Origin of the sequence: Salinicola halimionae, from assembly GCF_003206065.1 — a bacterium.
In the GTDB taxonomy this organism is placed as follows: domain Bacteria; phylum Pseudomonadota; class Gammaproteobacteria; order Pseudomonadales; family Halomonadaceae; genus Salinicola; species Salinicola halimionae.
The window spans coordinates 1018411-1043235 of sequence record NZ_PZJQ01000004.1; the positions used below are offsets into that span (position 1 = coordinate 1018411).

Annotated in this window: 23 protein-coding genes; 19 read left to right on the plus strand and 4 right to left on the minus strand. The window is 60.6% G+C overall.

Translation table 11 applies throughout. The annotated features are described in order from the left end of the window. Positions 1-49 precede the first annotated feature (49 nt). The 10 genes from DOM27_RS10385 (at position 50) to sthA (ending at position 10561) form a co-directional block, all read left to right on the plus strand. The gene (locus DOM27_RS10385; RefSeq protein ID WP_110655922.1) at positions 50-1501 is read left to right on the plus strand and encodes a glyceraldehyde-3-phosphate dehydrogenase; all 1452 of its coding nucleotides are present in this window, start codon (positions 50-52) and stop codon (positions 1499-1501) included. 327 nt (positions 1502-1828) lie between these two features. Then, the gene (locus DOM27_RS10390) at positions 1829-3178 is read left to right on the plus strand and encodes a Na(+)-translocating NADH-quinone reductase subunit A (RefSeq protein WP_110655923.1); all 1350 of its coding nucleotides are present in this window, start codon (positions 1829-1831) and stop codon (positions 3176-3178) included. Then, positions 3178-4413, plus strand: a complete 1236-nt coding sequence (locus DOM27_RS10395) for an NADH:ubiquinone reductase (Na(+)-transporting) subunit B (protein WP_110655924.1) — start codon at positions 3178-3180, stop codon at positions 4411-4413. Before DOM27_RS10390 ends, DOM27_RS10395 begins: the two co-directional genes overlap by 1 nt. Next, positions 4410-5189, plus strand: a complete 780-nt coding sequence (locus DOM27_RS10400; protein ID WP_110655925.1) for a Na(+)-translocating NADH-quinone reductase subunit C — start codon at positions 4410-4412, stop codon at positions 5187-5189. The genes DOM27_RS10395 and DOM27_RS10400 overlap by 4 nt, the downstream gene beginning before the upstream one ends. A gap of 2 nt (positions 5190-5191) precedes the next feature. Continuing rightward, complete coding sequence (locus DOM27_RS10405; protein WP_110655926.1) at positions 5192-5872, plus strand: NADH:ubiquinone reductase (Na(+)-transporting) subunit D; 681 nt, start codon at positions 5192-5194, stop codon at positions 5870-5872. Continuing rightward, positions 5865-6485: an NADH:ubiquinone reductase (Na(+)-transporting) subunit E gene (gene nqrE / locus DOM27_RS10410; protein WP_110655927.1), complete on the plus strand. Its 621-nt coding sequence runs from the start codon at positions 5865-5867 to the stop codon at positions 6483-6485. Before DOM27_RS10405 ends, nqrE begins: the two co-directional genes overlap by 8 nt. 62 nt (positions 6486-6547) lie before the next feature. Beyond that, a complete protein-coding gene (nqrF, locus tag DOM27_RS10415) occupies positions 6548-7780 on the plus strand; it encodes an NADH:ubiquinone reductase (Na(+)-transporting) subunit F (RefSeq protein ID WP_110655928.1) in 1233 nt (410 codons plus the stop codon). Continuing rightward, on the plus strand, positions 7777-8832 hold the full coding sequence (locus DOM27_RS10420; RefSeq protein WP_110655929.1) for an FAD:protein FMN transferase: 1056 nt from the start codon (positions 7777-7779) through the stop codon (positions 8830-8832). The genes nqrF and DOM27_RS10420 overlap by 4 nt, the downstream gene beginning before the upstream one ends. Continuing rightward, complete coding sequence (gene nqrM, locus DOM27_RS10425; protein ID WP_110655930.1) at positions 8829-9086, plus strand: (Na+)-NQR maturation NqrM; 258 nt, start codon at positions 8829-8831, stop codon at positions 9084-9086. Before DOM27_RS10420 ends, nqrM begins: the two co-directional genes overlap by 4 nt. A gap of 83 nt (positions 9087-9169) precedes the next feature. Next, a complete protein-coding gene (gene sthA / locus DOM27_RS10430) occupies positions 9170-10561 on the plus strand; it encodes a Si-specific NAD(P)(+) transhydrogenase (RefSeq protein ID WP_110655931.1) in 1392 nt (463 codons plus the stop codon). Positions 10562-10759: 198 nt separating this feature from the next. Here the strand turns inward: sthA and DOM27_RS10435 are convergent, their stop codons facing one another. From DOM27_RS10435 to DOM27_RS10445, 3 genes are all read right to left on the minus strand, one after another. Continuing rightward, the gene (locus DOM27_RS10435; RefSeq protein ID WP_110655932.1) at positions 10760-11674 is read right to left on the minus strand and encodes a DNA replication terminus site-binding protein; all 915 of its coding nucleotides are present in this window, start codon (positions 11672-11674) and stop codon (positions 10760-10762) included. A gap of 172 nt (positions 11675-11846) precedes the next feature. Then, entirely contained in the window at positions 11847-12746 is a 900-nt protein-coding gene (locus tag DOM27_RS10440) for a carbon-nitrogen hydrolase (protein WP_110655933.1), read from the minus strand. Positions 12747-12790: 44 nt separating this feature from the next. Then, positions 12791-13843: an agmatine deiminase family protein gene (locus DOM27_RS10445; protein ID WP_110655934.1), complete on the minus strand. Its 1053-nt coding sequence runs from the start codon at positions 13841-13843 to the stop codon at positions 12791-12793. 265 nt (positions 13844-14108) lie between these two features. Here DOM27_RS10445 and DOM27_RS10450 point away from each other — a divergent pair, with 265 nt between their 5' ends. Continuing rightward, entirely contained in the window at positions 14109-15350 is a 1242-nt protein-coding gene (locus DOM27_RS10450; RefSeq protein ID WP_110655935.1) for a lipoprotein-releasing ABC transporter permease subunit, read from the plus strand. Continuing rightward, positions 15343-16077: an ABC transporter ATP-binding protein gene (locus tag DOM27_RS10455; RefSeq protein WP_110655936.1), complete on the plus strand. Its 735-nt coding sequence runs from the start codon at positions 15343-15345 to the stop codon at positions 16075-16077. Before DOM27_RS10450 ends, DOM27_RS10455 begins: the two co-directional genes overlap by 8 nt. Positions 16078-16186: 109 nt before the next feature. Here the strand turns inward: DOM27_RS10455 and DOM27_RS10460 are convergent, their stop codons facing one another. After that, entirely contained in the window at positions 16187-16717 is a 531-nt protein-coding gene (locus tag DOM27_RS10460; protein WP_110655937.1) for a DUF2062 domain-containing protein, read from the minus strand. A gap of 99 nt (positions 16718-16816) precedes the next feature. Here DOM27_RS10460 and DOM27_RS10465 point away from each other — a divergent pair, with 99 nt between their 5' ends. The 7 genes from DOM27_RS10465 (at position 16817) to murB (ending at position 24738) form a co-directional block, all read left to right on the plus strand. Further along, a complete protein-coding gene (locus DOM27_RS10465; protein ID WP_245392667.1) occupies positions 16817-19204 on the plus strand; it encodes a DNA internalization-related competence protein ComEC/Rec2 in 2388 nt (795 codons plus the stop codon). A gap of 129 nt (positions 19205-19333) precedes the next feature. Next, a complete protein-coding gene (gene msbA, locus DOM27_RS10470) occupies positions 19334-21073 on the plus strand; it encodes a lipid A export permease/ATP-binding protein MsbA (RefSeq protein WP_245392714.1) in 1740 nt (579 codons plus the stop codon). Next, positions 21070-22089: a tetraacyldisaccharide 4'-kinase gene (gene lpxK, locus DOM27_RS10475; RefSeq protein ID WP_110655939.1), complete on the plus strand. Its 1020-nt coding sequence runs from the start codon at positions 21070-21072 to the stop codon at positions 22087-22089. The genes msbA and lpxK overlap by 4 nt, the downstream gene beginning before the upstream one ends. Positions 22090-22233: 144 nt before the next feature. Further along, complete coding sequence (locus tag DOM27_RS10480) at positions 22234-22434, plus strand: Trm112 family protein (RefSeq protein ID WP_110655940.1); 201 nt, start codon at positions 22234-22236, stop codon at positions 22432-22434. After that, entirely contained in the window at positions 22431-23204 is a 774-nt protein-coding gene (gene kdsB, locus DOM27_RS10485; protein ID WP_110655941.1) for a 3-deoxy-manno-octulosonate cytidylyltransferase, read from the plus strand. Before DOM27_RS10480 ends, kdsB begins: the two co-directional genes overlap by 4 nt. After that, on the plus strand, positions 23201-23695 hold the full coding sequence (locus tag DOM27_RS10490) for a low molecular weight protein-tyrosine-phosphatase (protein ID WP_110655942.1): 495 nt from the start codon (positions 23201-23203) through the stop codon (positions 23693-23695). Before kdsB ends, DOM27_RS10490 begins: the two co-directional genes overlap by 4 nt. Continuing rightward, positions 23695-24738, plus strand: a complete 1044-nt coding sequence (murB, locus tag DOM27_RS10495; RefSeq protein ID WP_110655943.1) for a UDP-N-acetylmuramate dehydrogenase — start codon at positions 23695-23697, stop codon at positions 24736-24738. The genes DOM27_RS10490 and murB overlap by 1 nt, the downstream gene beginning before the upstream one ends. Positions 24739-24825: the final 87 nt, after the last annotated feature.

Below are 24825 nucleotides of genomic sequence, written 5' to 3' on the forward strand. Positions count from 1 at the left end.
TGCGGCCGACACCATTGACCAGCCCATTCGACCAGAGAGAGGCCCGCTTGTGAGTCAGGAACAGCTCGATACCGTCTTCCAGGAATGGCAGGACAACGAGGCGCGCGCGGAAGAGATGATTCCGCTACTCGGCAAGCTCTATCGCCACTACAACGTGATTCCCTCGCTGTTCGGCCGTTCGTTGATCAACCGTTCCGTGACCCGGATCCTCAAGAATCATCGTTATGTCCGCAAGGTCGAGGGGACCGAACTGTCCATCGCCGATACGTTGCCGATGGTAAGAGCCATGAGCGAGATGGATTTGGGGCCAGCACACATCGATATCGGTCGTCTGGGCGTCGCGTTCAAGAACGCCGGCGAGACCGACGTCGTCGCGTTTCTCGAGCGCGAGCTGGCCGACATCATCGGTGGCCACGACAGTAGCGGCATGGGCGGCGAGTCGCAGGACGTGGTGCTCTACGGCTTCGGACGTATCGGTCGTATCCTGGCACGGATCATGATCGAGAAGGCCGGCGGCGGTAACCTGCTGCGTCTGCGTGCCATCGTCGTTCGTGGCAGCGGCGACGACCTCGAGAAGCGAGCTAGTCTGCTACGTCGCGATTCGGTTCACGGGCCGTTTTCGGGCTCGATCGATATCGATCATGACAACCACGCGCTGATCGCCAACGGCCATTACATCCGGATCATCTACGCCGATTCACCGGCCGAGATCGATTACACCGCCTACGGCATCGACAACGCGATCGTCGTCGACAACACCGGCAAGTGGCGTGACAAAGAGGGGCTGGCGCAGCATCTGGAGTCCAAGGGTGTTGCCAAGGTGTTGCTGACCGCTCCGGGCAAGGGCGACCTCAAGAACATCGTGCATGGCATCAATCATCAGACCATCGGCGACGACGACCGCATCGTCTCTGCGGCGTCGTGTACCACCAACGCCATCGTGCCGGTGCTAAAAGCGATCGACGACGAGTTCGGCATCGCACACGGCCATGTCGAGACCGTGCACTCCTACACCAACGACCAGAATCTGATCGACAATTATCACAAGGGTGATCGGCGTGGACGTAGTGCGCCACTCAACATGGTGTTGACGGAAACCGGTGCGGCCAAGGCGGTTGCCAAGGCGTTGCCGGCACTATCGGGCAAGTTGACGGGCAACGCGATTCGCGTGCCGACGCCCAATGTCTCGATGGCGATTCTGAACCTGTCACTGGAGAAGGGGACCGACCGCGTTGCGCTCAATGAGTACCTTCGCCAAATGGCGTTGCATTCACCGATGCACAAGCAGATCGACTACGTCGATTCACCGGAGGTGGTGTCATCAGACTTCGTCGGCAACCGCCACGCAGGGGTGCTTGATGCCAAGGCGACCATCGCCGATGGCAAGCAGGCCGTGCTCTATGTCTGGTACGACAACGAGTTCGGTTACAGCTGTCAGGTGGTACGAATCCTCCAGTACATGTCCCGTGTCCGTCATCGGTATCTCCCGGCCACGGCGTGATTCGTCCATAGGACTTTAGTCTAAAAATCTTTGGTTCAGTCTAAAAAGTCCCGGTCGTTCCGGGACTTTTTCGTTATCCGGCCGCCGGGTAGGCATGCCGGTGAGTAGTCTTCCGGAGCCCGGATCATTATAATGGTGCGCGTTTTTCGGCGTGGTCCATCGAGTTCCGGGGCCATGGAAGTCACCCTTTCTGATAAGTAAAAGTCTTCGGATTCCGTGACGTTCTCTTTCGCTGCTTCCATGGCGCTGCTGCCGAAGAGGGGAGCTCCCTGACGTCCGGCGAACCTTTTTCCTTATTGCCATCAGATTCGACAACTGGGCGAGACTATGATCGAAGTCAAACGAGGCCTGGACCTTCCCGTCGCCGGGGCGCCCGAGCAGCGTCTCGACGAGGGGCGCGCCGTGCGCCACGTCGCGCTGCTCGGGTCCGACTACGTCGGCATGAGGCCGACCATGGAGGTCCGTGAGGGCGATCGCGTAAAGCGGGGCCAGCTATTGTTCAGCGACAAGAAAGTGGCGGGCGTCCGTTACACCGCGCCTGGCGCCGGTGAAGTGGTCGCCATTCATCGTGGCGAAAAGCGTCGCCTGTTGTCGGTGGTCATCAAGCTTGACGATGAGGAGCAGAGCGAAACGTTCACGGCCTTTGGGGCGGACGGATTGTCCTCGCTTTCCAGGCAGCAGGTCGTCGATCAACTGGTCGAATCCGGCTTCTGGACGTCATTGCGAACTCGACCTTTTTCACGTGTGCCGGCGCTCGACGCGATACCCGCAGATATCTTCGTGACCGCGATCGACACGCATCCGCTGTCGGCCGATCCCAAAGTGATCATCGATGCCGACAGTGATGCCTTCCGCCACGGGCTCGAGGTGATCCGTCACCTGACGCCGGGCAAGCTTTTCGTGACTCGTCGTGGCAATGCGCAACTGCCGGGTGACGAACTGGAGGGCGTTCAGGCCGAAGGCTTCGAGGGGCTGCATCCGGCGGGGCTGGTCGGCACGCATATTCATTACCTGTCGCCGGTGGGTCTGCAGCGTCAGGTCTGGCATCTCGACTGTCAGGACGTGATCGCTATTGGCAAGCTCTTCGCCGAAGGGCGCTTCGATCCGACTCGAGTGGTCGCCATCGGGGGGCCTCGAGCCACCAAACCACGCTTGGTGCGTACGCGCCTGGGTGCCAGCAGCGAAGAACTGCTCGAAGGCGAGATCGAGAAGCCGGAAGATACGCGCGTCATCTCCGGGTCCATCTTCGGGGGTACCCAGTGCGAAGGGAGTCGCCAGTTCTTGGGCCGGTTTCATCGCCAGTTCTCGCTGCTGGAAGAGGGCAACAAGCGTGCCTTCATGGGCTGGCTGTCGCCCGGTCGCAATCGCCACTCGGTCATGGGGATTTACGTCTCTCAATTCCTCGGGCTGCCCAACTACGCGCCCAATACGTCGACCAATGGCTCCGAGCGTGCGATGGTGCCAATCGGTGCCTACGAGAAGGTAATGCCGTTGGATATCATGCCAACGCAGCTGCTGCGCTCGTTGATCGTCGGCGATATCGAAGCGGCCATGGAACTTGGCTGCCTGGAGCTGGATGAAGAAGACCTCTCGCTGTGCACCTACGTGTGCCCGGGCAAATATGAGTACGGTCCCATCCTGCGCGACAACCTGACCATGATCGAGAAAGAGGCCTGATGATGGGGATTCGCAATACGCTCGACAAGCTGGAGCCTCATTTCGAGAAGGGCGGTAAGTACGAGAAGTTCTACGCCCTGTATGAGGCGGTCGATACGATTTTTTATTCGCCGCCCAGCGTTACCAAGAGCATGACCCACGTGCGCGACGGCATCGACCTGAAGCGCATCATGATCACGGTCTGGGCCTGCACGTTCCCAGCCATGTTCTTCGGCATGTATAACGCCGGTTATCAGGCCAACCTGGCCATCGCCGATGGTTTCACGGCGATTGGCGGCTGGCGTGAGGTGCTGACCATGGTGCTGGCGGGAAGCCATGATCCCGGCAGCATCTGGGCCAACTTCGTGCTGGGGGCAACCTATTTCCTGCCCATTTATCTGGTGACCTTCCTGGTCGGCGGTTTCTGGGAAGTGCTGTTCGCGGTCAAACGTGGCCACGAGGTCAACGAAGGATTCTTCGTTACTTCGGTGCTCTTTGCGCTGACGCTGCCGGCGACGATCCCTTTATGGCAGGTGGCGCTCGGCATCAGCTTCGGCGTGGTGATCGGCAAGGAAATCTTTGGCGGTACCGGCAAGAACTTCCTCAACCCGGCACTGACCGGGCGTGCCTTTCTCTACTTCGCCTATCCGGCGCAGATATCCGGTGACAGCGTGTGGGTGCCGGCCGATGGTTTCACCGGCGCAACGGCACTCTCCAATGCCTCGCTCAACGGTATGGAAGGTCTGCACCAGCAGTACAGCTGGTGGGACGCGTTCTTCGGTTTCATTCAAGGTTCGGTGGGCGAGACATCGACGCTGGCAATTCTGATCGGCGCGGTGGTGCTGTTGCTGACGCGTATCGCATCCTGGCGCATCATGGCCGGGGTCATGCTGGGCATGATCTTCACCGCCTCGCTGTTCAATCTGGTTGGCTCCGACAGTAACCCGATGTTCGCGATGCCATGGTATTGGCACCTGGTGCTGGGCGGGTTTGCCTTCGGTATGGTGTTCATGGCCACCGATCCTGTCTCGGCGTCGATGACCAACCGGGGCAAGCTGATCTTCGGTGCATTGATCGGTGTGATGACGGTGCTGATCCGTGTCGTCAATCCGGCGTTCCCCGAGGGCATCATGTTGGCGATCCTGTTCGCCAATCTATTCGCGCCATTGATTGATCACATCTTTGTGCAGGCCAACGTCAAGCGTCGTCGTAAACGCCTGGCAGCGCTGGCGCCCGCCGAGAAGGAGGCTGTCTGATGGCGAGCAACAACTCGATCAAGAAGACGCTGATCGTCGCGTTCTCACTCTGCGTCATCTGCTCGGTCGTGGTCTCTTCCGCGGCGGTAGTGTTGAAGCCCAAGCAGGTACAAAATCAGGAGCTGGATCGCAAGAGCAATATCCTGCAGGTCACCGAGCTCTACAAGCCGGGTGACGACGTCGAGGCGAAATACGCCGAGCTGATCACGCCGCGCGTGGTCAATCTGGAAACCGGTGAATATTCCGAGGATCTGGATCCGGGTAGCTACGACCAGTTCGATGCCGCCCGGGATCCGGCGACATCGCGTACGCTGTCGGGTGACGACGATATCGCCGGTATTGGCCGCCAGGAGAATTTCTCCACGGTCTATCTGGTCGGCAATCCCGATGATCCGGACCAGATCGTCATGCCGATTCGTGGTCAAGGGCTATGGGGCCTGATGGAAGGCTTCTTGTCCGTACGGGGTGATGGCAATACCATCGTGGGTCTATCCTATTACGATCAGTCGGAAACGCCTGGACTCGGCGGGGAAGTCGACAATCCGCGCTGGAAGGCCAAGTGGGATGGCAAGAAGATCTACGAGGGTGGCGATTTTCAGGACCCTCAGATCCAACTCGTGAAAGGCGGTGCCAGCGGCGAGTACGAAGTCGATGCGCTGTCCGGAGCCTCGCTCACCAGTCGAGGCGTCACCAACATGTTGCGGTTCTGGTTGAGCGATGAGGGCTATGCCCCGTATCTCGCCCGATTCCATGACGATTCCCAAGGAGGAGCGTGAAGATGGCTACGGACTCCGTAAAAGACGTCGTCCTGTCACCGGTCTTCAAGAACAACCCCATTGCCTTGCAGGTATTGGGGATCTGTTCGGCCCTGGCGGTGACCAATTCCATGAGCGTGTCGTTGGTCATGGGGCTGGCGGTCATTGCGGTGACGGCTTTCTCCAGCATGTTCGTCTCGCTGATCCGCAATCACATTCCATCGTCGATCCGAATCATCGTGCAGATGACGATCATCGCCTCGCTGGTCATCGTGGTTGATCAGGTGCTGCGTGCGTACGCCTACGACATGTCCAAGCAGCTCTCGGTGTTCGTCGGCCTGATCATCACCAACTGCATCGTCATGGGGCGGGCCGAAGCCTACGCCATGCAAAACGGTCCGGTGATGAGCTTTCTGGACGGGGTCGGCAACGGTCTAGGTTACGCGGTCATTCTGCTGGTCGTCGGTTTCATTCGCGAACTGCTGGGCTCCGGCAGCGTGTTTGGCCTGACCATTCTGCCGACCGTCCAGAATGGCGGCTGGTATGTGCCCAACGGACTGATGCTGCTGCCGCCGTCGGCGTTCTTCGTCATCGGGCTGCTGATCTGGATATTGCGCTCGCTCAACCCGGAACAGGTCGAGAAGACCGAGTACCGGATCGTTGCCAACAGCAAGGCCAAGATCAAGGAGACCGCTAATGTTTGAGCATTATCTCAGCCTGTTCGTGAAGGCGGTTTTCGTCGAGAACATGGCGTTGGCGTTCTTCCTCGGCATGTGTACGTTCCTGGCGGTGTCCAAGAAGATCTCTTCGGCCATTGGTCTGGGCATTGCGGTAGTCGTGGTACTGACGATCACCGTGCCGGTCAATAATCTGATCCTCAACTATCTGTTGAAGGCGGGTGCCCTTAGCTGGACCGGCCTCGAGGGAGCCGAGAATATCGATCTCAGCTTTCTGGGACTGCTGAGCTACATCGGCGTCATCGCGGCCATCGTCCAGATTCTGGAGATGTTCCTCGATAAATTCGTGCCCTCGCTCTATAACGCGCTGGGCGTGTTCCTGCCGTTGATTACCGTCAACTGCGCGATCATGGGTGCATCGCTGTTCATGGTGCAGCGCGACTATACCTTCGGCGAGTCGGTGGTCTACGGTGCCGGCGCCGGTGCCGGTTGGGCGCTGGCGATCATGGCGTTGGCGGGCATCCGTGAGAAGCTCAAGTACAGCGATGTGCCGGGCAGCCTGCAGGGTCTCGGCATCACCTTCATCACGGCGGGTCTGATGTCGCTGGGCTTCATGTCCTTCTCCGGCATTCAGCTCTGAGGCCAAGACAGCGCTGGACTCAGGACAGCGACGTCAACGCAATAAGGAAATAGGAATCCGACATGGTCGATACATCCATCATCGTGCTCGGCGTCGTCATGTTTACCGTGATCGTGCTGGGGTTGGTAGCGGTCATTTTGGCCGCGCGCAGCCGGCTGGTCAGCAGCGGTGACGTGGCGATCGAGATCAACGGTGATCCCGATAATACGGTAACGACTCAGGCCGGGGGCAAGCTGCTCCAGACCCTGGCGGCCAACGGCATCTTTCTCTCATCGGCATGCGGCGGCGGCGGTTCCTGCGCGCAGTGCAAGTGTCAGGTGAGTGACGGCGGCGGCTCGATTCTGCCGACCGAGGAGTCGCACTTCACACTGCGCGAGAGAAAGGAAGGGTGGCGTCTCTCCTGCCAGGTGCCGGTCAAGCAGGACATGAAGATTCGCGTCCCCGACGAGGTCTTCGGCGTCAAGAAATGGGAGTGCGAGGTTACCGAAAATCCCAATGTCGCCACGTTCATCAAGGAGCTGAACCTCAAGCTGCCGGAAGGTGAAGAAGTGGCGTTCCGTGCCGGTGGCTACGTCCAGCTGGTGGCACCTCCTTACGATATCAAGTTCTCGGATTTCGATATCGAGGAAGAGTATCGCGGTGACTGGGAGAAGTTCGGCCTGTTCGATATCTCCCACAAGAGCGACGAGGAGGTAATCCGTGCCTACTCGATGGCGAACTACCCTGAAGAAAAAGGGCTTCTCAAGTTCAACATCCGTATCGCGACGCCGCCGCCCAAGTCCAGTCATCCGCCGGGTCTGATGTCGACCTACGTGTTCGCCATGAAGCCGGGTGACAAGGTTACCGTGATGGGGCCATTCGGGGAGTTCTTTGCCAAGGATACCGAGGCGGAAATGGTCTTCATCGGTGGTGGCGCAGGCATGGCACCGATGCGCAGTCACATCTTCGACCAGCTCAAGCGGTTGAAGGCCTCGCGCAAGATGTCGTTCTGGTACGGTGCGCGTTCCTGGCGAGAAACGTTTTACAACGAGGAGTACGATCAGCTCGCCGAGGAGTTCGAAAACTTCGACTGGCACCTGGCGCTCTCCGACCCGCAGCCGGAAGATAACTGGGAAGGGCCTACCGGGTTCATCCATAATGTGCTCTACGAGAACTATCTCAAGGATCACCCGGCGCCGGAAGACTGCGAGTATTACATGTGCGGACCGCCGATGATGAACGCGTCGGTGATCAAGATGCTGACCGATCTGGGCGTCGAGCCTGAAAATATCATGCTGGATGATTTCGGCGGATGATCGAACGGCTTGAGCGCCGAGTGACGGGGCCGATCCTTCTGGGGTTGGCCCTGTTGCTATTCGCACTACTGACCGGGTGCGAGCGCGAACCTCAGTCATACCGGCTGGAAGGTCCGATCTTCGGCACAGGGTTCCATATCACCTTCTACGGTGATTACGATGATGAACAGCTTGCGCAGATCGAGCAGTCGGTTAAAGACGCGCTGCACCGTGTCGACCGCCTGATGTCGACTTACAAACCCGATTCCGAGCTATCCCGATTCAACCAGGCGCCGGTGGGCCAGCCGTTCGAACTCTCCCCGCAAACGGCGGAAGTGGTCCGCGAGGCGATCCGCGTGGGCGACATCTCCAACGGCGCCTTCGATGTCACCGTTGGTGCCGCGGTCAATCTCTGGGGCTTCGGCCCGGACAAACATCCGGATCGTGTGCCTGGTGACGACGATATCGCCAAAGCCTTGAAGAATGTCGACTACCAGGCGCTCGATCTCGACGGCGATATGCTGACCAAGACCAAACCGGTCTACGTCGATCTCTCAGGCATCGCCAAGGGTTACGGCGTCGATGCGGTTGCCCGGGCGCTGGATGGTCTCGACATCGATCGCTACCTGGTCGAAGTCGGTGGCGAAATTCGAACGCGTGGAGACAAGCCTGGTGACAAGCCGTGGAGAATCGCGGTGGAAAAGCCGGTCTCGAATGAACGCAGCGTGCAGCGTATCATTGAACTAGACGACTCGGCCGTGGCGACCTCGGGTGACTATCGCAACTATTTCGAAAGTGATGGAAAGCGCTACTCGCATACCATCGATCCGCGAACCGGGCGGCCAATCAGGCATCACCTGGTGTCCGTGACGGTCATCACGTCCGACTGCATGACGGCCGATGCCTTGGCCACGGCAATCGATGTACTGGGGCCCGAGGCGGGTCTCGCCATGGCAGAGCGTGAGGACCTGGCCGTCTATCTCGTCGTCAAGACGACGGAAGGCTTCGAAACGCGGGTCTCGTCGGCGTTTCAAGGTTATTTCAAAGATTCGGACAAGGAGGATCAGTCATGACGATCTGGATTCTGGCCTGTGCCATCATGCTGCTGCTGGTAGCCGGCATGGCGATTGGTGTCATCCTCGGAAACAAGCCCATCGCCGGATCCTGTGGCGGTCTCAATACGCTCGGACTCAAGAGTGGATGCGAGATTTGCGGAGGCAATGACGAGGTCTGCGAGGAGGAGAGTCGCAAGAACAGCGCTGGCGCGCGTCGCCGCAGCGATGAGAATCGCGGTGCGGATCTGGGCTATAACGCCGTCAAGCGTTGAACGACGGGAAAACCAGGTTCGCGTGTCGACGCCACGAGTTCATAAGATCGTACCAGCCATCAGGTAAGGAGTAGGCGAAGCAAATGGCAGTTCACAACTATGACCTCGTGGTCATCGGCTCGGGGCCTGCGGGCGAAAGTGCTGCGATCAACGCGGCGAAGCACGGTAAGCGTGTCGCGATCATTGAAAAGCAGTCTTCGGTCGGCGGCAATTGCACCCACTGGGGCACCATTCCCTCCAAGGCCCTGAGACATCAGGTCAAGCAGATCATGCAGTTCAACACCAACCGCATGTTCCGCGATATCGGCGAGCCGCGCTGGTTTTCCTTTCCCAAGGTGCTCGAACGCTCGCGGGTGACGATCGATCAGCAGGTCGAGTTGCGCACCAAATTCTACTCCCGCAATCGCATCGACCTGTTTTTCGGCGTGGCGTATTTTCGCGACGAACATACCGTGGTGGTTCGTGACAATCACGAAGGGGCGGAAGAGCTCAGCGCACCGCAGTTCGTGATCGCCACCGGTTCGCGACCTTATCGTCCTGCCGACGTCAATTTCCGCCATCCGCGCATCTACTGTTCCGATACCATTCTGGGTCTGTCGCACACGCCCCGGACGCTGATCATCTACGGCGCTGGCGTGATCGGCTCGGAATATGCCTCTATCTTTTCCGGCCTTGGCGTCAAGGTCGATCTGATCGATACCCGTGAGCGTTTACTCTCCTTTCTCGATGACGAGATCAGCGATGCGCTTTCCTACGAGCTGCGCAACTACGGCGTGCTGATTCGTCACAACGAGGAATACCAGAGCGTCGAGGGCGACGAAGCGGGTGTGGTGGTCAACCTCAAATCGGGCAAGCGCCTACGTGCCGATGCCTTCCTGTGGGCCAACGGGCGCACCGGCAATACCGATCAGCTAGGTCTCGAGAATATCGGCCTCGAGCCCAACGGACGAGGCCAATTGCAGGTCGACGATCACTACCGCACTGCGATTTCGCATATCTATGCAGTTGGGGACGTGATTGGCTGGCCGAGTCTGGCCAGTGCGGCCTACGATCAGGGCCGCAGTGCCAGCGATGAGTTTCTCGGCGAGGATTTTCGCTTTGTCGATGACATTCCCACCGGGATCTACACGATTCCGGAGATCAGCTCCGTCGGCAAGACCGAGCGGGAACTGACCGAAGCCAAGGTGCCCTACGAAGTTGCCCAGGCATTCTTCAAGGATACCGCCCGCGCGCAGATCACCGGCGACACCGCGGGCATGCTCAAGATCCTGTTCCATCGCGAGACGCTGGAGATTCTGGGTATCCACTGCTTCGGTGATCAGGCTTCGGAGATCGTGCACATCGGTCAGGCGATCATGCAGCAGAAGGGCGAAGCGAATACCCTGCGCTACTTCATCAATACGACGTTCAACTATCCCACCATGGCCGAAGCGTACCGGGTCGCCGCCCAAAATGGCTTGAACCGGCTGTTCTGAGCCGAGCGCTCATGGATCGACCAGTGCCGAGAGGTCCTGCGTCCGGAGCCAGTTCCTCCGGGAAATGGAAGCCCTCTCATTTTGGACGAGTATAGTGATCGCCCTGTATCAACCCCCGTGGGGCTCGATATAGGGCGATATCGTGTGTGCCGGCCTTCATTCCACTCGTTCGATATCTATCTAGTCGGCATCGTCACGTCAGTCGACGGCGTTGTCTTTTCGTTGATGATCGATGGCGATCTGCAACGCTGGATTACGGTAGCGGTAGACTCGCAGGCTTTTCAGGAAGACATCATCCTCGAGACGTTGGTCGGACCGTTTGGCTCGAGTTCGGGAGGTCGGCGGCTTGACCGGCGGATCATTGAGGTGGGGTAATTTCAGCGCGGGATCCGGGATGAACAACGGTAGCGGCAGGTTCATGGCACGCCGCATGCGGCCGTCTTCCAGCGCTTCACGGAAAAACAGATTGGCCCGCATCACGGGCGCCTGCTGCTGGATCTGTGCAAGTGGCTCGCCATCCGGTATCTCGCCGAGTCTGCGCAACTGGATTTGAATGTGTGCAGCGGATTTATCCATCTGTTTCAGCTTGGCTTCGGCATCGGCCACGCTGAGACGTTTGATCGAGCGCCCGCTGGTGTACCACGCCAGCCTGACTCGTGACAGCGGCGCGTCGGCGACTGGGAGGTGGCGCCAGCACTGTTTGAGATGCAGTCGCGCCAACCCCTGCCCGCGCAGATGATCATGCAGGGCCGGATGGCGGAAAGGCAGCACGGCCTTGATTTCCGGGATCAAGCGGGGCGCGGACTGACGGATGTGCTTCAGCGTCGCACCAAAGCGGGCTTTGCCGAGATTGACTGCTGCGACAGCTTCCATGAGTGCCGGCCCGGCGACGATCACGCCGATGTAGTTGCGCGTCTCGCGCCCGTCCTGCCCATCCTGGTACCAGAAGTCGGTCAACGCGCGGCGCAACCATTGAGCGTCGACGCTCGATTCGCCCAGTGCCCAGGCGGGTGTCGGTCGCTCGGCGTAGAGGGTCGCCAAGTGGTCGACGGCATCGATCAACTGATCGAAATCGGATTCCAGCTCGGCCAGCAAGCGATACTGCAATTCCATGAGTGGCCCCTGACGGTGAACGCCATTTTATACCGTTATCTTAGTCAATTTGTCTAGTAGCTAAAGAATCGTTCGGCGAATGGAAGGAGGCCGCCCCGGCGTCACCGCTGAAGAGCAGGAAACGGCGCGGGGCGTTGTGGGTGCGACAGGGAAACAATAATCCTTAAGCAGCCTAGCGGTCACGGTAGCGGCGTGTCAGGTCACCATAGGCATCGATGCGACGATCCCGCAGATAGGGCCAGATGCGGCGGACATCCTCGCTCCGCGTCAGATCGACGTCGACGATCCGATTTTCGTTCGCCTCGCCGGCATGCGTTAGCAGCTCGCCTTGAGGACCGCAGACGAAACTCCCTCCCCAAAAATCGATGCCTTCACCGACGCCGGAGAGATCGGGTTCGTGTCCGACCCGATTGGCAACGATGACCGGCAGGCCGTTGGCGACACCGTGCGAGCGCTGAATCAATGTCCAGGCATCCTTCTGGCGCTGTTTTTCCGCGGGGTCATCGGATGGCGTCCAGCCGATCGCGGTGGGGTAGAGCAGCAGATCGGCTCCAGCCAGTGCCATCAGGCGTGCCGCTTCCGGGTACCACTGATCCCAGCACACCAGCACGCCGAGGCGGCCGACGGAAGTATCGATCGGTTCGAAGCCTTGAGCGGCATCTTCGTCGCCCGGCGTGAAATAGAACTTTTCGTAGAAGCCGGGATCATCGGGGATATGCATTTTTCGGTAGTGGCCGACCCTGCCCCTGGCTCGGTCCAGCACGATCGCGGTGTTGTGATAGAGCCCGGCGGCGCGGCGCTCGAAGATCGACCCGACGATGACGATATCCAGTTCACGTGCCAGGGCGGCAAGATGCTGCCCGGTCGTTCCATCCAGCGGTTCGGCGAGATCGAAAAGATCAGTATCTTCGCACTGACAGAAGTAATGGGTCGCGTGCAGTTCCTGCAGCAGTATCAGTTCGGCACCTTGGGCGGCGAGCTCGCGGATACCGGCGTCACTGGTTTCGAGGCTGCGTTGCTTGTCGGGCCAGGCCTGTTGCTGGACCAGACCCACCTTGAGTGTCTTGGACATTGATCTTTCCTTGACTTGGATCGTCAGTTGACTCGGCTATTCGATTAACTCAGGCAAAGCGCGGGATTCAAGGCCCCGCGCGGCAATTGCATGGTCAGGCAGTGAAGACTGCCATGCTGACGGATGACCGCGCGACAGTCGATCGGTATCACCTCGCGACCCGGGAAGGCGCCGGCGAGAACCTGCAGTGCCCGGAAATCGGCGGAGTCGCCATAGGTTGGTACCAGCACCGCGCCGTTGATGATCAGGAAATTGGCGTAGGTCGCTGGCAGCCGATGGCCGTCGTCAGGGTCGTAACACGCCTTGGGCCAAGGAAGCGGTAGCAGCCGATAGGGCGAACCGTCTTCTCGACGAAGTGCCTTGAGCTCTTCTTCCATGGCGGAGAGTGCCTTGTAATGCGCGTCCTGCGGGTCATCACAACGAACGTAGGCAATCGTTGCCGGGTCGCAGAAGCGCGCCAGCGTATCGATATGACTATCGGTATCATCGCCTTCGAGATGACCATGCTCGAGCCACAGCACGCGGGAAATGCCCAATCGTTCTGCGAGGTGGTCTTCGATGGCCTCGCGGTCCAGGCTTGGGTTGCGATTGGGGTTGAGCAGACAGGCGCTGGTCGTGAGCAGCGTACCTTCGCCATCGGTGTCGATGGCGCCTCCTTCGAGTACCAAATTCTGGGACGTTACCGGTGTGGCGAATATTTGCCGCGCGGCCAAGGCCTGGGTCAAGGCATCGTCCCGTGCGGCGGCGAATTTGCCGCCCCAGCCGGTGAACACGTAGTCGAGCAATTCGAGCGTGCCGTTGCGCTCGATGGCGATCGGGCCATGGTCCCGCGCCCAGGTATCATCGCTGTCGACCATAACGAGATAGCGACGTCCGGTATCGACGCCAAGCGCCTGGAAACGCGCGCTCAGACGTTCGCGCTGCGCCTCGTCATGCACGCCGATCAGCACCGGCTGATAGCGAGTGATGGCCACGACCATCGCCTCCAGCGTCGCTTCGATATGCTCGAGCAGCGGCGCCCAGTCACTGGTCGGGGTCGGCCAGGTCAGTTGAATCGCATCTTGGGGATGCCATTCGGGGAACAGACGCAGGGTCATGGTGTCTCCATTGCGCATAAGGGCCGGTGTGCGTCAGGGCTGACGACGAGGGCGCGGCATTGTAGAGCCTGGTTGCGGCGATGCAAGCCGGCGTTCGGCGCCGTTCGACAGCAGTTTCGAGATCCGCCCGTCGCCGGTTTTCGTTGGTCGCCAGTGTAGCGTGGGTCGGCTGGCTGGCAAGCGGCGAGTGACCCGACAAACTAGCGTTTTCGGGAACCGCCAAAAACCCGTAACATGAGCCGCTGCTGACAAGGAACCAAACCTGATGTTCGACCGTTTACCCTTTCTGGTGGGCCTGAGGTACGTCCGGGCCAAACGACGTAATCACTTCATCTCCTTCATTTCACTAACCTCGATGCTGGGTCTGGCCTTGGGCGTCGCCGTGCTGATACTGGTGCTATCGGTCATGAACGGCTTCGATCATGAGCTGCGAACTCGCGTGCTCGGGATGGTGCCGCATACCCGTATCGAACAGCAGGGCGGCATGCAGGATTGGAAAGCGCTGGCCGAGAAGGTCGATCAGCACAAGGACGTGATCGCTTCGGCGCCCTACGTGCAGCAGCAGGGCATGTTTTCGGCGAGCGGCCGCACCCAGGGGGCCATGGTCACCGGGGTGCAGCCGGAATACGAGCGCCATGTCTCGATCATCGATCAGCACATGCAGGCGGGCACGCTCGATGAGCTCTCTCCCGGCAGTTGGCATGTGGTACTGGGTTCGTTGCTGGCGCGCAACCTGGGGGTCGGCGTGGGCGATCGCGTGACGCTATTGGTGCCGGAGGCGTCGATCACGCCGGGAGGCGTTTTCCCGCGCTTGAAACGCTTCACGGTCAGCGGGATCTTCAAGGTCGGCGCCGATCTGGACGCCAACCTGGCGTATGCCAACATCGAGGACATGCAAACGCTCGCGCGCCTCGGTGACAAGGTCGATGGCTTGCGTCTGGAGCTCGACGATCTGTTCAAGGCGGGGCCGGTGACCCGGGATATCGTTTCGAATCTGGGTTCCGGTTACCGGGGCATGGACTGGACCTATACCCACGGCAATCTGTTTCAGGCGATCCAGATGGAAAAGCACATGATCGGTCTGTTGCTGATGGTGATCGTGGCGGTGGCGGCGTTCAACATCGTCTCGACGTTGGTGATGGTAGTCACCGACAAACATGCGGATATCGCCATTCTGCGCACGATCGGCGCCAAGCCGAAATCGATCATGGGCATCTTCGTTGTACAGGGGTTGGCGATCGGCATCATCGGCATCGTCATCGGGGTCATCGCCGGCGTGATTCTGGCGCTGACGGTATCCGACATCATTGCCTGGGTGCAGGCCGTGACCGGTATTCAGTTCCTCGATCCCAACGTCTATTTCATCAGCTATCTGCCGTCACGACTCGAGATGAGCGACCTGATCGTGATCGTTTCCAGCGCCTTCGGGCTGACTTTCCTGTCGACGCTCTACCCGGCCTGGCGAGCGGCGCGTATCCAGCCGGCCGAGGTGCTGCGTTATGAGTGAAGTCAATTTTCGTTCATCGACCGCCAGCGGAGACAACATCATGCTCGACTGCCGCCAACTCACGCGAACCTACAGCGAAGGGCCGCAGGACCTCACGGTTCTGGACCATCTGGATCTGCAGGTTCGGGCGGGAGAGCGAGTGGCCGTCGTCGGCAGCTCCGGGTCCGGCAAGACCACGCTGCTCAACCTGCTCGGCGGTCTCGATCGGCCGAGTGGTGGCGAAGTCATCATCGGTGGACAGTCGTTGGCGGGACTGGGCGAGTCGGCACTGGGCAGTTTTCGTAACCGCTATATCGGCTTCGTCTATCAGTTCCACCATCTGCTGGCAGAATTCACTGCGGCGGAAAACGTCGCGCTGCCGCTGATCATTCGCGGTCAGACCCGTAAAGTCGCCGTCGACAAGGCCCAGCGCTTGCTGGATCGCGTCGGCATGGCACCCAGGGGCGCGCACAAGCCTGGCGAGCTGTCAGGCGGTGAACGCCAGCGCGTCGCCATCGCCAGGGCGCTGGTTACCGACCCGAGTCTGGTGCTGATGGATGAGCCGACCGGAAACCTGGACCAGACCACCGCGGGCAACATCCTGGCGATGATGGACGAACTGGCGGCGACCACCGATTGCGCCTTCGTGGTGGTCACTCATGATATGTCGATGGCGGCGCATCAGGATCGGATGATGAGATTGGACAAGGGTCAGCTGACCGCCGTCAAGCGGGACGAACCAGTGTAGATAGTTCGCGCAAATCCTAAAGCTGACGCCGCCCTGGACGATCAATATTCCAGGGCGGCTTTTTTTGTGTTCTCGCGATGTGGCAAAAGGGAGATCGGAAGCCACGAGATCACGATTTTTGGCGGCGCTGGCGACGCTTCGCCCGTCGCCGCCAACTGCGGTAGATATGGAAGCGCCAGATCAGTCGCACCAGCACGTTGCTGACGACGGCCAGGACCAGACCGACAACGACCGAGCCGACGGCCAGCGGCAGAATGATGTGTGCCATCTGCTCGGCGATCCACATCGTGGTGATGTGATCCGGTATCTGGCGCGCCGGATAATCCAGAAGCCAGGCTCCGACGCGGTAGTTGAAGTAGAACACCACCGGCATCGTCAGTGGATTGGTCAACCAGACCAGGCTGACGGACAACGGAAGGTTGGCGCGAAAGCAGTAGGCGCCGAACGCGGCCAGCAGCATTTGACAGGGGATCGGCAACATGGCGGCGAACAGCCCGACCATGCAGGCGTTGGCGACGCTGCGGCGAGAGAGCACCCACATCGCTGGATCGCCCAGCATATGGTGCATGAAACGCAAAGAGCGAGTGCGCTGCAGCCTCTCCTGGCTAGGGATGTAGCGTTGTAACCATCGACGAGACATGAGGCCGCTCGCTGAACGAAGAAGGCCCATTATCCATACAACTCCAAGGCCTCGCCATGCCAAGTCCGTGGTTAAGTCACTGTTCGGGAACTTCCGCCGTTGTCGCTCGCTGATATTCGGCGCCTGGTCAATGCGATAACGCGACGTATGGGCTTGGGGATGCCGTTGGCATTGGCGGCGATAGCCGGTTCGCTGCTGGGATCTCTCATCGGCTCTCTTCCCGGTTGTCGAAGCGGCGACGCCAGTGTCCTGTGCTGGAGCGTGTACGGAGGAGGCGTCCTGCTGCTGGCAGTATCGGTATGGAAACGTTCGCTATGGGGTGGCGCCGTGATGTTGGCGTTGCTGGTTTGCCTGTATGGCGTCGCTCAGCAGCGTGAGGGTGTGCTGCCGCCGGCTCTCGCCGGACACGACTTCACGCTGACCGGAAGAATTCAGACGCTGGAGGTCGACTCGCGCCGGGCGCGATTCCGGTTCGAGATCGATGGCTGTCGACCTCGCAGCACCGACGACAAGTGCCCCGTCAGCCGGTGGGTCAGGCTCTCCTGGTACGACGCTCCCGGGCTCGAGAGAGGGGAGCGCTGGGAACTCACTGCGCGGCTGCGTCAACCGTTGGGATTTGCCAATCCCGAGACGTTCGATTATGGCGCCTGGCTATGGCGTGAAGGTATCCAGGCGCTCGGTTATGTCCGTGATGACACGCCGCGACGAATCGCCGTCGCGCCGTTCTCCCTTCGCCAGAACGCGCTCGAGCAATTGGAATCGGTAGACATCTCTGCGCTGGGCAAGCGCTGGCTGGGTGCATTGACACTGGGCGCGGGTGATCGTCTCGACGATGGTGATTGGCGACTGCTGAACGCCACCGGCACGACGCATCTGATGGTCATCTCCGGACTTCATGTCGGGCTGATTGCGGCACTTTTTCTATGGCTGTCGAGGCGGCTATCCCGTTGGCTTCAGCCGATGTCCTGGCGAATGACAATCTGGCCCTGGCTGGTAGCCGGTGTGGCCGCTTTCGCCTACGCGGGTCTGGCCGGCTTCGAGCCTCCCGCCGTTCGCGCTGCGATCATGGTCTCGGTGGGATTGTGGGCGGCGAGCGGGCGCCATGCGCCGGGCTGGTGGCAAGCCTGGTGGCTGGCTCTGGCACTGGTAGTGATCAGTGACCCCTTGGCGCCGTGGCGGCCCGGATTGTGGCTCTCGTTTGCCGCGGTGGCGGTGCTGATTCTGGCGTGGTCGGGGCGCCCACGACCCTCCGGATGGCGAAGCGGCAGCATCGCGCTGCTGCGCAGTCAATGGCTGTTGGCACCGATCATGGCCGCCGCAGTCCTGCTCGCCTTTGGACGGCTGGCGCCGCTGGCACCGTTGATCAATCTGTTTGCCGTCCCGCTCGTGGGCAGCGTGATGGTACCGCTCGGCTTTCTGGGATGGCCGTTCGCCGCCTGGCCAGCGCTGGCTAGTTGGGTCTGGTGGCCTTTCGATTGTCTGGCCAATGCGCTGGCATTCATGCTCGCCACGGCGTCCGATGGTTTGCCGCTGTGGACGCCCGACCCCTGGTGGCGATGGCCGGTGTCAATCGCTTTGCTGCTGTGGGGCATGGTCTGGTTGCTGCCAGGTGTGGAGCGCCCAACTCGGGTCTGGGCCTGCCTGACATTGCTGTTCATCGTGTCACTGCTCCCCGGCCCTGGCCTGGAGGAAGGTCAGTTGATCGTTACCGTCTACGATGTCGGCCAGGGCCAATTGGTGCAACTCGAGACGCGGGATCGACGGGTGCTGATGGATACCGGCCCTCGCTTTGCCTCGGGTTTCATGCCGGCGGCCTTGCTGTGGCCGTCGGGACAGCGATTCGACGACGTGGTCGTTACCCACAGCGATACCGATCACGCGGGCGGTATCGCCGCACTGCAACGCGACTATCGCGTCGAGCGCTGGTGGGCGCCACGGGGAAACGATCTGGCGCTACCGTCGCGCCCTTGCGAGGCCGGCGGAGAGTGGCACGACGACAACGTCTCCTGGCGATTCCTGTCTCCGCCGCCGGGCGAGATCGCCGCGAACCGCAATGATCGCTCCTGTGTGCTGCTGGTGACCTTGGGCGCGCGGCGGGTATTGATTACCGGTGACGCTGGCGCTGACCCAGAGCGCGCGATTGCCGATAATTTGCGGCAGGGGGCATTGGGTGCGCAACCCATTGACGTGCTGGTAGCGGGCCATCACGGTAGTGCGACTAGCTCATCGCCTGCGCTGATCGCCGCCACTCGCCCAGCCGAAGTGATCTTCAGCAGCGGGCGGGGCAATCCGTTCGGCCATCCGGCGCCCGCGGTCGTGCAGCGCTTCATCGATGCCGGTAGCCGAGTCTGGAACACCGCCTACGACGGCGCCGTGCGCGTCACGTTATCGGCGTCCGGTGTCGAAGTGCGTACCCAGCGCCATCCTGGGTGGTCGCGACGGCCGGCTGTCGACCGCGAGTCTGTTGGGGTAGAATCCAGCCCCTGAATGCGCCCGCGCCGTGCGGTGGATTACGTGGTCGCCAGCGGCCGTCCGTTCGACATCTTGTCCGGGCGGCCACCTTGGTGGACGGTACGCACGCCGGGTGTCGATTTTTCCCAGTCGAACGGAGTCAACGTGTCACGAGCTTCCAGTTGGGCACTCTACCGACGTCTTCTCGAATACGTCCGCGTCGAGTGGCGCTCCTTCGCCTTGGCGGTGGCCGGCTATGCGATCTATGCGGCCTCGAGCACCGCGTTGGCAGAAATGATGAAACGCCTGATCGACGGGATACAGCATCCCGACGCGAGTTTTCGTTATTTTCTGCCGCTGTTCGTGATCGGCATGTTTGCGGCGCGTGGCGTGGGGACTTTTCTAGGGACCTATTTCATGAGCAACGTGGCCCGTAACGTGGTGCACCGGTTACGTTGCAACGTTTTCAATCACATGTTGCACATGCCGGGGCGCTTCTTCGACACGCACTCTAGCGGCCATCTGATCTCACGGGTGACTTATCACGTCGAGCAGGTGACCGGAGCAGCCACCAACGCGATCACGATCATTCTGCGAGAAGGTCTGTTCGTGATCGGCTTGATCGGTTACCTCTTATGGACCAACTGGTTGCTGACGCTGATTTTCATGTGCGTCACGCCGTTGATCGGACTCGTGGTGCGCTATACCAGCAAGCGTTTTCGCCAGATCTCGCGACGCATCCAGAACTCCATGGGCGATGTGACACACGTGGCGTCCGAAGCTTTGAGCGGCTATCGGGTGGTGCGAACGCACGGCGCGGAAGAGTACGAGAAACGCCGCTTCGAGGCCGTCAGCAACTACAATCGCGAGCAGAGCATCAAGGAGGCGATGACCAAGGCGACCAGCACGCCGATCATCCAGCTACTGGTGGCCCTCGCGCTGGCCGGGCTCGTATGGTTGGCGATGGCGCCGGAGTTGATGAACGCGATGACGCCGGGCGAATTCGTGGCGTTCATTACCGCCGCATCGCTGATGGCCAAGCCGATTCGCTCACTGACCGACGTCAACAGCATCATCCAGAAAGGACTGTCGGCATCGCAGGAGTTGTTCGGCTTGCTTAGCCAACCCACGGAACGAGACGAGGGTACCCGTCTGCCAGAGCACCTGGCGGGACGCGTGCGCTTCGAAGACGTACGGTTTGCCTATGGCGACGATCAACCGCAGGTTCTCAAGGGCATCGATCTCGATGTGCCTGCGGGGCAGATGGTGGCGATCGTGGGCCGTTCGGGCAGCGGCAAGTCGACGCTGATGGGCCTCTTGCCTCGATTCTATCGTCCCACCGAGGGCCGCATCCTGATCGACGATATCGATATTCAGGAGTATCAGCTATCGCCGTTGCGTCAGCAGATTGCGCTGGTCTCTCAGCAAGTGACGCTGTTCAACACGACCATCGCCGACAATATCGCTTACGGTGTGCCCGAGGCGAGTCGCGAGCAGATCGAATCTGCAGCGCAAGCGGCCTATGCGCACGAGTTCATCGAACAGCTACCGAAGGGCTACGACACCGTGGTCGGGGATAACGGGGTCATGCTATCCGGCGGCCAGCGTCAGCGTCTGGCGATCGCTCGGGCCATTTTCAAGGATGCGCCGGTGCTGATCCTGGACGAAGCGACCTCGGCGCTGGATACCGAATCCGAGCGTTACATCCAGCGCGCGCTGGAAGTCGTCTGTCGGGATCGCACCACGTTTGTCATTGCTCATCGGCTGTCGACCATCGAACGCGCCGACCGTATCGTGGTCATGGAGCAGGGCAATCTTGTCGAGCAAGGCACGCATGCCGAGCTGCTGGCGCAGGGAGGCGCCTACGCGTCACTCTATCAACTGCAGTTCCAGGAACCCGCGTGACACCGATCGAACGCGCCTGGTATCGCGGGGCTCGCTGGCTGACGTTGCTCAGTCCGCTGGAAGCCCTCTACCGTCATGTCGTGAAGCGGCGACGCGAAGCATACCGCTCGGGCCGCCGTGAGGTATGGCAGCCGCCGGTACCGGTGGTCGTGGTGGGCAATCTATCGGTCGGCGGCACGGGCAAATCACCGTTGGTGGCTTGGCTGGTGCGCTGGCTCGAGGACAACGGCTGGCGGCCGGGTATCGTATCCCGGGGTTACGGCGGCAAGGCCGACACCTATCCATTGTCGGTGTCTGCCGAGACGCCGGTCGCGCAAAGCGGCGACGAGCCCTTGATGCTTGCCCAGCAGACGGGGGTGCCCGTGGCCGTCGACCCCGATCGTTCGCAGGCGGCGCGCAGGCTCCTTGAATGGTCCCATTGCGATATTCTGATCGCCGACGATGGCCTGCAGCATTACGCGCTGGGGCGAGCGCTGGAACTGGTGGTGATTGATGGGGCGCGGGGATTCGGCAACCGTCACTGTCTTCCTCGGGGCCCGCTACGCGAGCCGCTTCAGCGTCTGACCGAGGTCGATGCCATGATCGGGAACGGCGGGCTCGGATCGCTGTCCGATACTGATGCGGAAGGAGTGCCGCGGTTCACGATGACGCTTTCGCCTACGGCCTGGCGGCACCTGAAAAGCGGGGTTCGTCATCCTGTCGAACCGACGCCGTTCGCGCTGGATGCCCCCGTTGCGGCGTTAGTCGGTATCGGCCACCCACAGCGCTTTTTCAATACCCTCGACGCCTTGCAGATCCCCCATCATGAGTATGCCTTCGGCGATCATCACCGATTTTCAGCCGCCGATCTGCCTGTCGGGCCGACGACCGTGGTGATGACGGCAAAGGACGCGGTGAAATGCCTGGATTTTGTCGATGATCGCTGCTGGGTTCTGGATGTCGAAGCGGTCCCGGAAGCGGCATTCATCGACTGGTGGCGTGCGCGGGTCGATGAATGGAAGCTACGCTCGCATTAGGGCGTTTCGCTCCGTCAGCGTTCTGCTCTGGTCCCGTTCTGCTCTAGAATAACGATGGCGATGGCGCGATCATGTCGCCAGGCCTTCGTATCGGTTCATCCCATGCGTGATGGCACAACAGGATTTTTTTGAGAAGGAATGGCCATGGATAAGGAATTGATAGCGATGCTGATCTGCCCGGTCAGCCACAGCGAGCTGACTTACGACCGCGACCGTCAAGAGCTCAAGAGCTCTGTCAGTGGGCTGGCCTATCCGGTTCGAGATGGCATTCCCGTGATGCTGGAGAACGAAGCCCGAATCATGCCTACCGAGGAAAAACTCGGTAAGGCAGCGCCGGCGCCATGACTGATTTCGTCGTCGTGATTCCGGCCCGTTACGGTTCCAGCCGACTGCCCGGTAAACCGCTGATGGAAATCAACGGCCTGCCGATGGTCCAGCACGTCTGGCAACGGGCCAACGAAAGCGGTGCGTCCCGGATAGTGATCGCCACCGATGACTCACGGATCGAACGGGCTGCCCAAGACTTCGGTGCCGAAGTGGTCATGACGCGAAGCGACCATCCTTCTGGCACCGATCGGCTGGCAGAGGTCGCGGCCGCGCTCCAGCTGGCCGCGGAGACCATTGTCGTCAACGTTCAGGGCGATGAGCCTTTACTGCCGTCCAGCGCGATTGATCGCGTTGCCGAGAGGCTTGCTGCCGACGCCCAAGCGTCCATCTCGACGCTGGCCGAACCGATTCATGACGTCGATACGCTGTTCAATCCCAACGTCGTCAAGGTCGTCACCGACTTGACGGGGCGCGCGCTCTATTTCTCGCGAGCGCCGATCCCGTGGGACCGGAACGCCTGGAAGACCCAGCCGCCGACGCTGCTCGAGACCGACGCGTGGCTGCGACATATCGGCCTTTACGCTTATCGTGTCGGATTTCTGGCCGACTATGTCAATTGGTTGCCGGCACCGCTCGAACAGCTGGAACAGCTAGAACAGCTGCGGGCGCTCCAACACGGGCATCTCATTCAAGTAGCGACCGTTTCTTCGTCGCTGCCTGGGGGCGTTGACACTCAGGAGGACCTGGAACGCGTGCGCCTGCATTTTCTGCAGCGGAGCGAGGCATGAATCAGTCACGGTTCGAATGGCGAATTCTGTTCGTGTGCATGGGCAATATCTGTCGCTCTCCCACGGCGGAAGGCATGTTGAGAAAGCGTCTCGATGACGAGGGTCTCGCGGATCGTGTCGAGATAGATTCCTGCGGGACAGGTGACTGGCACGTCGGCGCACCACCGGATAGTCGCGCCATTCAGGCCGCCGCCGATCTGGGTATCGATCTCGGTGCGCTGCGTGGGCGTCAGTTGTCTATCGAGGACTTTGCGCATTTCGATGAAATTTTGGTGATGGACGCCGACAACCTCGAGCGTGTGCTCGACCTGGAGCCGGCCGGCAGCCGGGCACGGGTATCGCGTCTACTTCACTATGCCGGGCAGCCAGGTCAGGACGTGCCGGATCCCTATTTCGGAGGCGAGGCAGGCTTTCAACAAGTGCTGGAGCAGTTGGCGCTTGCCGTGGAAGGGCTGGTGACGTCGTTGCGGCAGCGTCTGGACGTGATCTGATGTCTTCACGGCAGAATGCGGTTAGCGGTTTGGTGATCGATCATGACCTTTCCGACGCCAATACCTTGGCATTGCCCAGTCGGGCTGAGCGCTTCTGGCATGCCCGCGTGGAACGTGATGTCATCGATGGGCTGGAACTGGCCAATGCGCAAGGCTGGCCGATCACGGTAGTGGGCGGCGGCAGCAATCTGTTGTTACCGCCAGCGGTCGGTGGACTCACGCTGCGGGCGGATATCGAGGGCACGACGTTTCGCGCCGGAGACGGCGGTGCGGTCCACGTCGAGGTCGGGGCGGGGGTCGGTTGGCATGCGCTGGTCGATGCCTGCGTCGAGCGCGAAGTGTGGGGGCTCGAAAATCTGGCGCTGATCCCCGGTCTGGCCGGAGCGGCGCCGATTCAAAATATTGGCGCATACGGCGTCGAACTGGCCGATGTGATCGATTGGGTCGAGTTGGCGGATCGGCGTGACTCTCGTGTGCACCGGTTGGAACGAGATGCCTGCGGCCTCGGCTATCGCGACAGTATCTTCAAGCAAGAGTTGGCCGATCGAGTCGTTATCACTCGGCTTGGGCTGACGCTGTCGACGCGCCCGCGGCCACAGCTCGATTACGGGGTCTTGCGTGATCGTGTAGCGACAACGCCGAGCGCGCGAGAGGTGTTCGAGGCCGTTTGCGCCATCCGTCGGGAGAAGCTCCCGGATCCGGCTCTGACACCCAATGCGGGAAGCTTCTTCAAGAATCCGTTAGTCACCGAGGCGACCGCTTCACGCTTGCTAAGACAAGCGCCTGACATGCCGCACTATCCGCAGCCCAACGGTCAGGTCAAGCTGGCCGCCGGTTGGCTGATCGACCAGTGCGGTTTGAAAGGGCGACGTAAGGGAGCTTTCGGCGTTCATGATCGCCAGGCTCTGGTGCTGGTTCACTTCGGAGGCGGCACGCTCGACGGACTGATCGCATTCGCCGACGAGCTGGTCGACATCGTTCACGCGCGGTTTGGCGTCGTGCTCGAGCGCGAGCCGCGCCGTGTCGATGCGTCGCGTGGATGAGTGGTCTGTTCGTTTCCGGACTTGGGGTTGGCATGGGATCGGCAACTGATAGTGGCGAACCGCTGGTCAAGATAAGCCGTAAGTAAC

Bases quoted from the DNA above. Each gene is read 5' to 3' on its own strand.
- DOM27_RS10450 (WP_110655935.1), top strand. From the start codon at position 14,109: ATGTTCGACCGTTTACCCTTTCTGGTGGGCCTGAGGTACGTCCGGGCC.
- kdsB (WP_110655941.1), top strand. From the start codon at position 22,431: ATGACTGATTTCGTCGTCGTGATTCCGGCCCGTTACGGTTCCAGCCGA.
- DOM27_RS10435 (WP_110655932.1), bottom strand. From the start codon at position 11,674: ATGGAATTGCAGTATCGCTTGCTGGCCGAGCTGGAATCCGATTTCGAT.
- DOM27_RS10440 (WP_110655933.1), bottom strand. From the start codon at position 12,746: ATGTCCAAGACACTCAAGGTGGGTCTGGTCCAGCAACAGGCCTGGCCC.
- nqrM (WP_110655930.1), top strand. From the start codon at position 8,829: ATGACGATCTGGATTCTGGCCTGTGCCATCATGCTGCTGCTGGTAGCC.
- DOM27_RS10420 (WP_110655929.1), top strand. From the start codon at position 7,777: ATGATCGAACGGCTTGAGCGCCGAGTGACGGGGCCGATCCTTCTGGGG.
- DOM27_RS10395 (WP_110655924.1), top strand. From the start codon at position 3,178: ATGATGGGGATTCGCAATACGCTCGACAAGCTGGAGCCTCATTTCGAG.
- DOM27_RS10460 (WP_110655937.1), bottom strand. From the start codon at position 16,717: ATGTCTCGTCGATGGTTACAACGCTACATCCCTAGCCAGGAGAGGCTG.
- DOM27_RS10445 (WP_110655934.1), bottom strand. From the start codon at position 13,843: ATGACCCTGCGTCTGTTCCCCGAATGGCATCCCCAAGATGCGATTCAA.
- sthA (WP_110655931.1), top strand. From the start codon at position 9,170: ATGGCAGTTCACAACTATGACCTCGTGGTCATCGGCTCGGGGCCTGCG.
- nqrE (WP_110655927.1), top strand. From the start codon at position 5,865: ATGTTTGAGCATTATCTCAGCCTGTTCGTGAAGGCGGTTTTCGTCGAG.
- DOM27_RS10455 (WP_110655936.1), top strand. From the start codon at position 15,343: ATGAGTGAAGTCAATTTTCGTTCATCGACCGCCAGCGGAGACAACATC.
- nqrF (WP_110655928.1), top strand. From the start codon at position 6,548: ATGGTCGATACATCCATCATCGTGCTCGGCGTCGTCATGTTTACCGTG.
- DOM27_RS10490 (WP_110655942.1), top strand. From the start codon at position 23,201: ATGAATCAGTCACGGTTCGAATGGCGAATTCTGTTCGTGTGCATGGGC.
- DOM27_RS10405 (WP_110655926.1), top strand. From the start codon at position 5,192: ATGGCTACGGACTCCGTAAAAGACGTCGTCCTGTCACCGGTCTTCAAG.
- DOM27_RS10390 (WP_110655923.1), top strand. From the start codon at position 1,829: ATGATCGAAGTCAAACGAGGCCTGGACCTTCCCGTCGCCGGGGCGCCC.
- murB (WP_110655943.1), top strand. From the start codon at position 23,695: ATGTCTTCACGGCAGAATGCGGTTAGCGGTTTGGTGATCGATCATGAC.
- DOM27_RS10480 (WP_110655940.1), top strand. From the start codon at position 22,234: ATGGATAAGGAATTGATAGCGATGCTGATCTGCCCGGTCAGCCACAGC.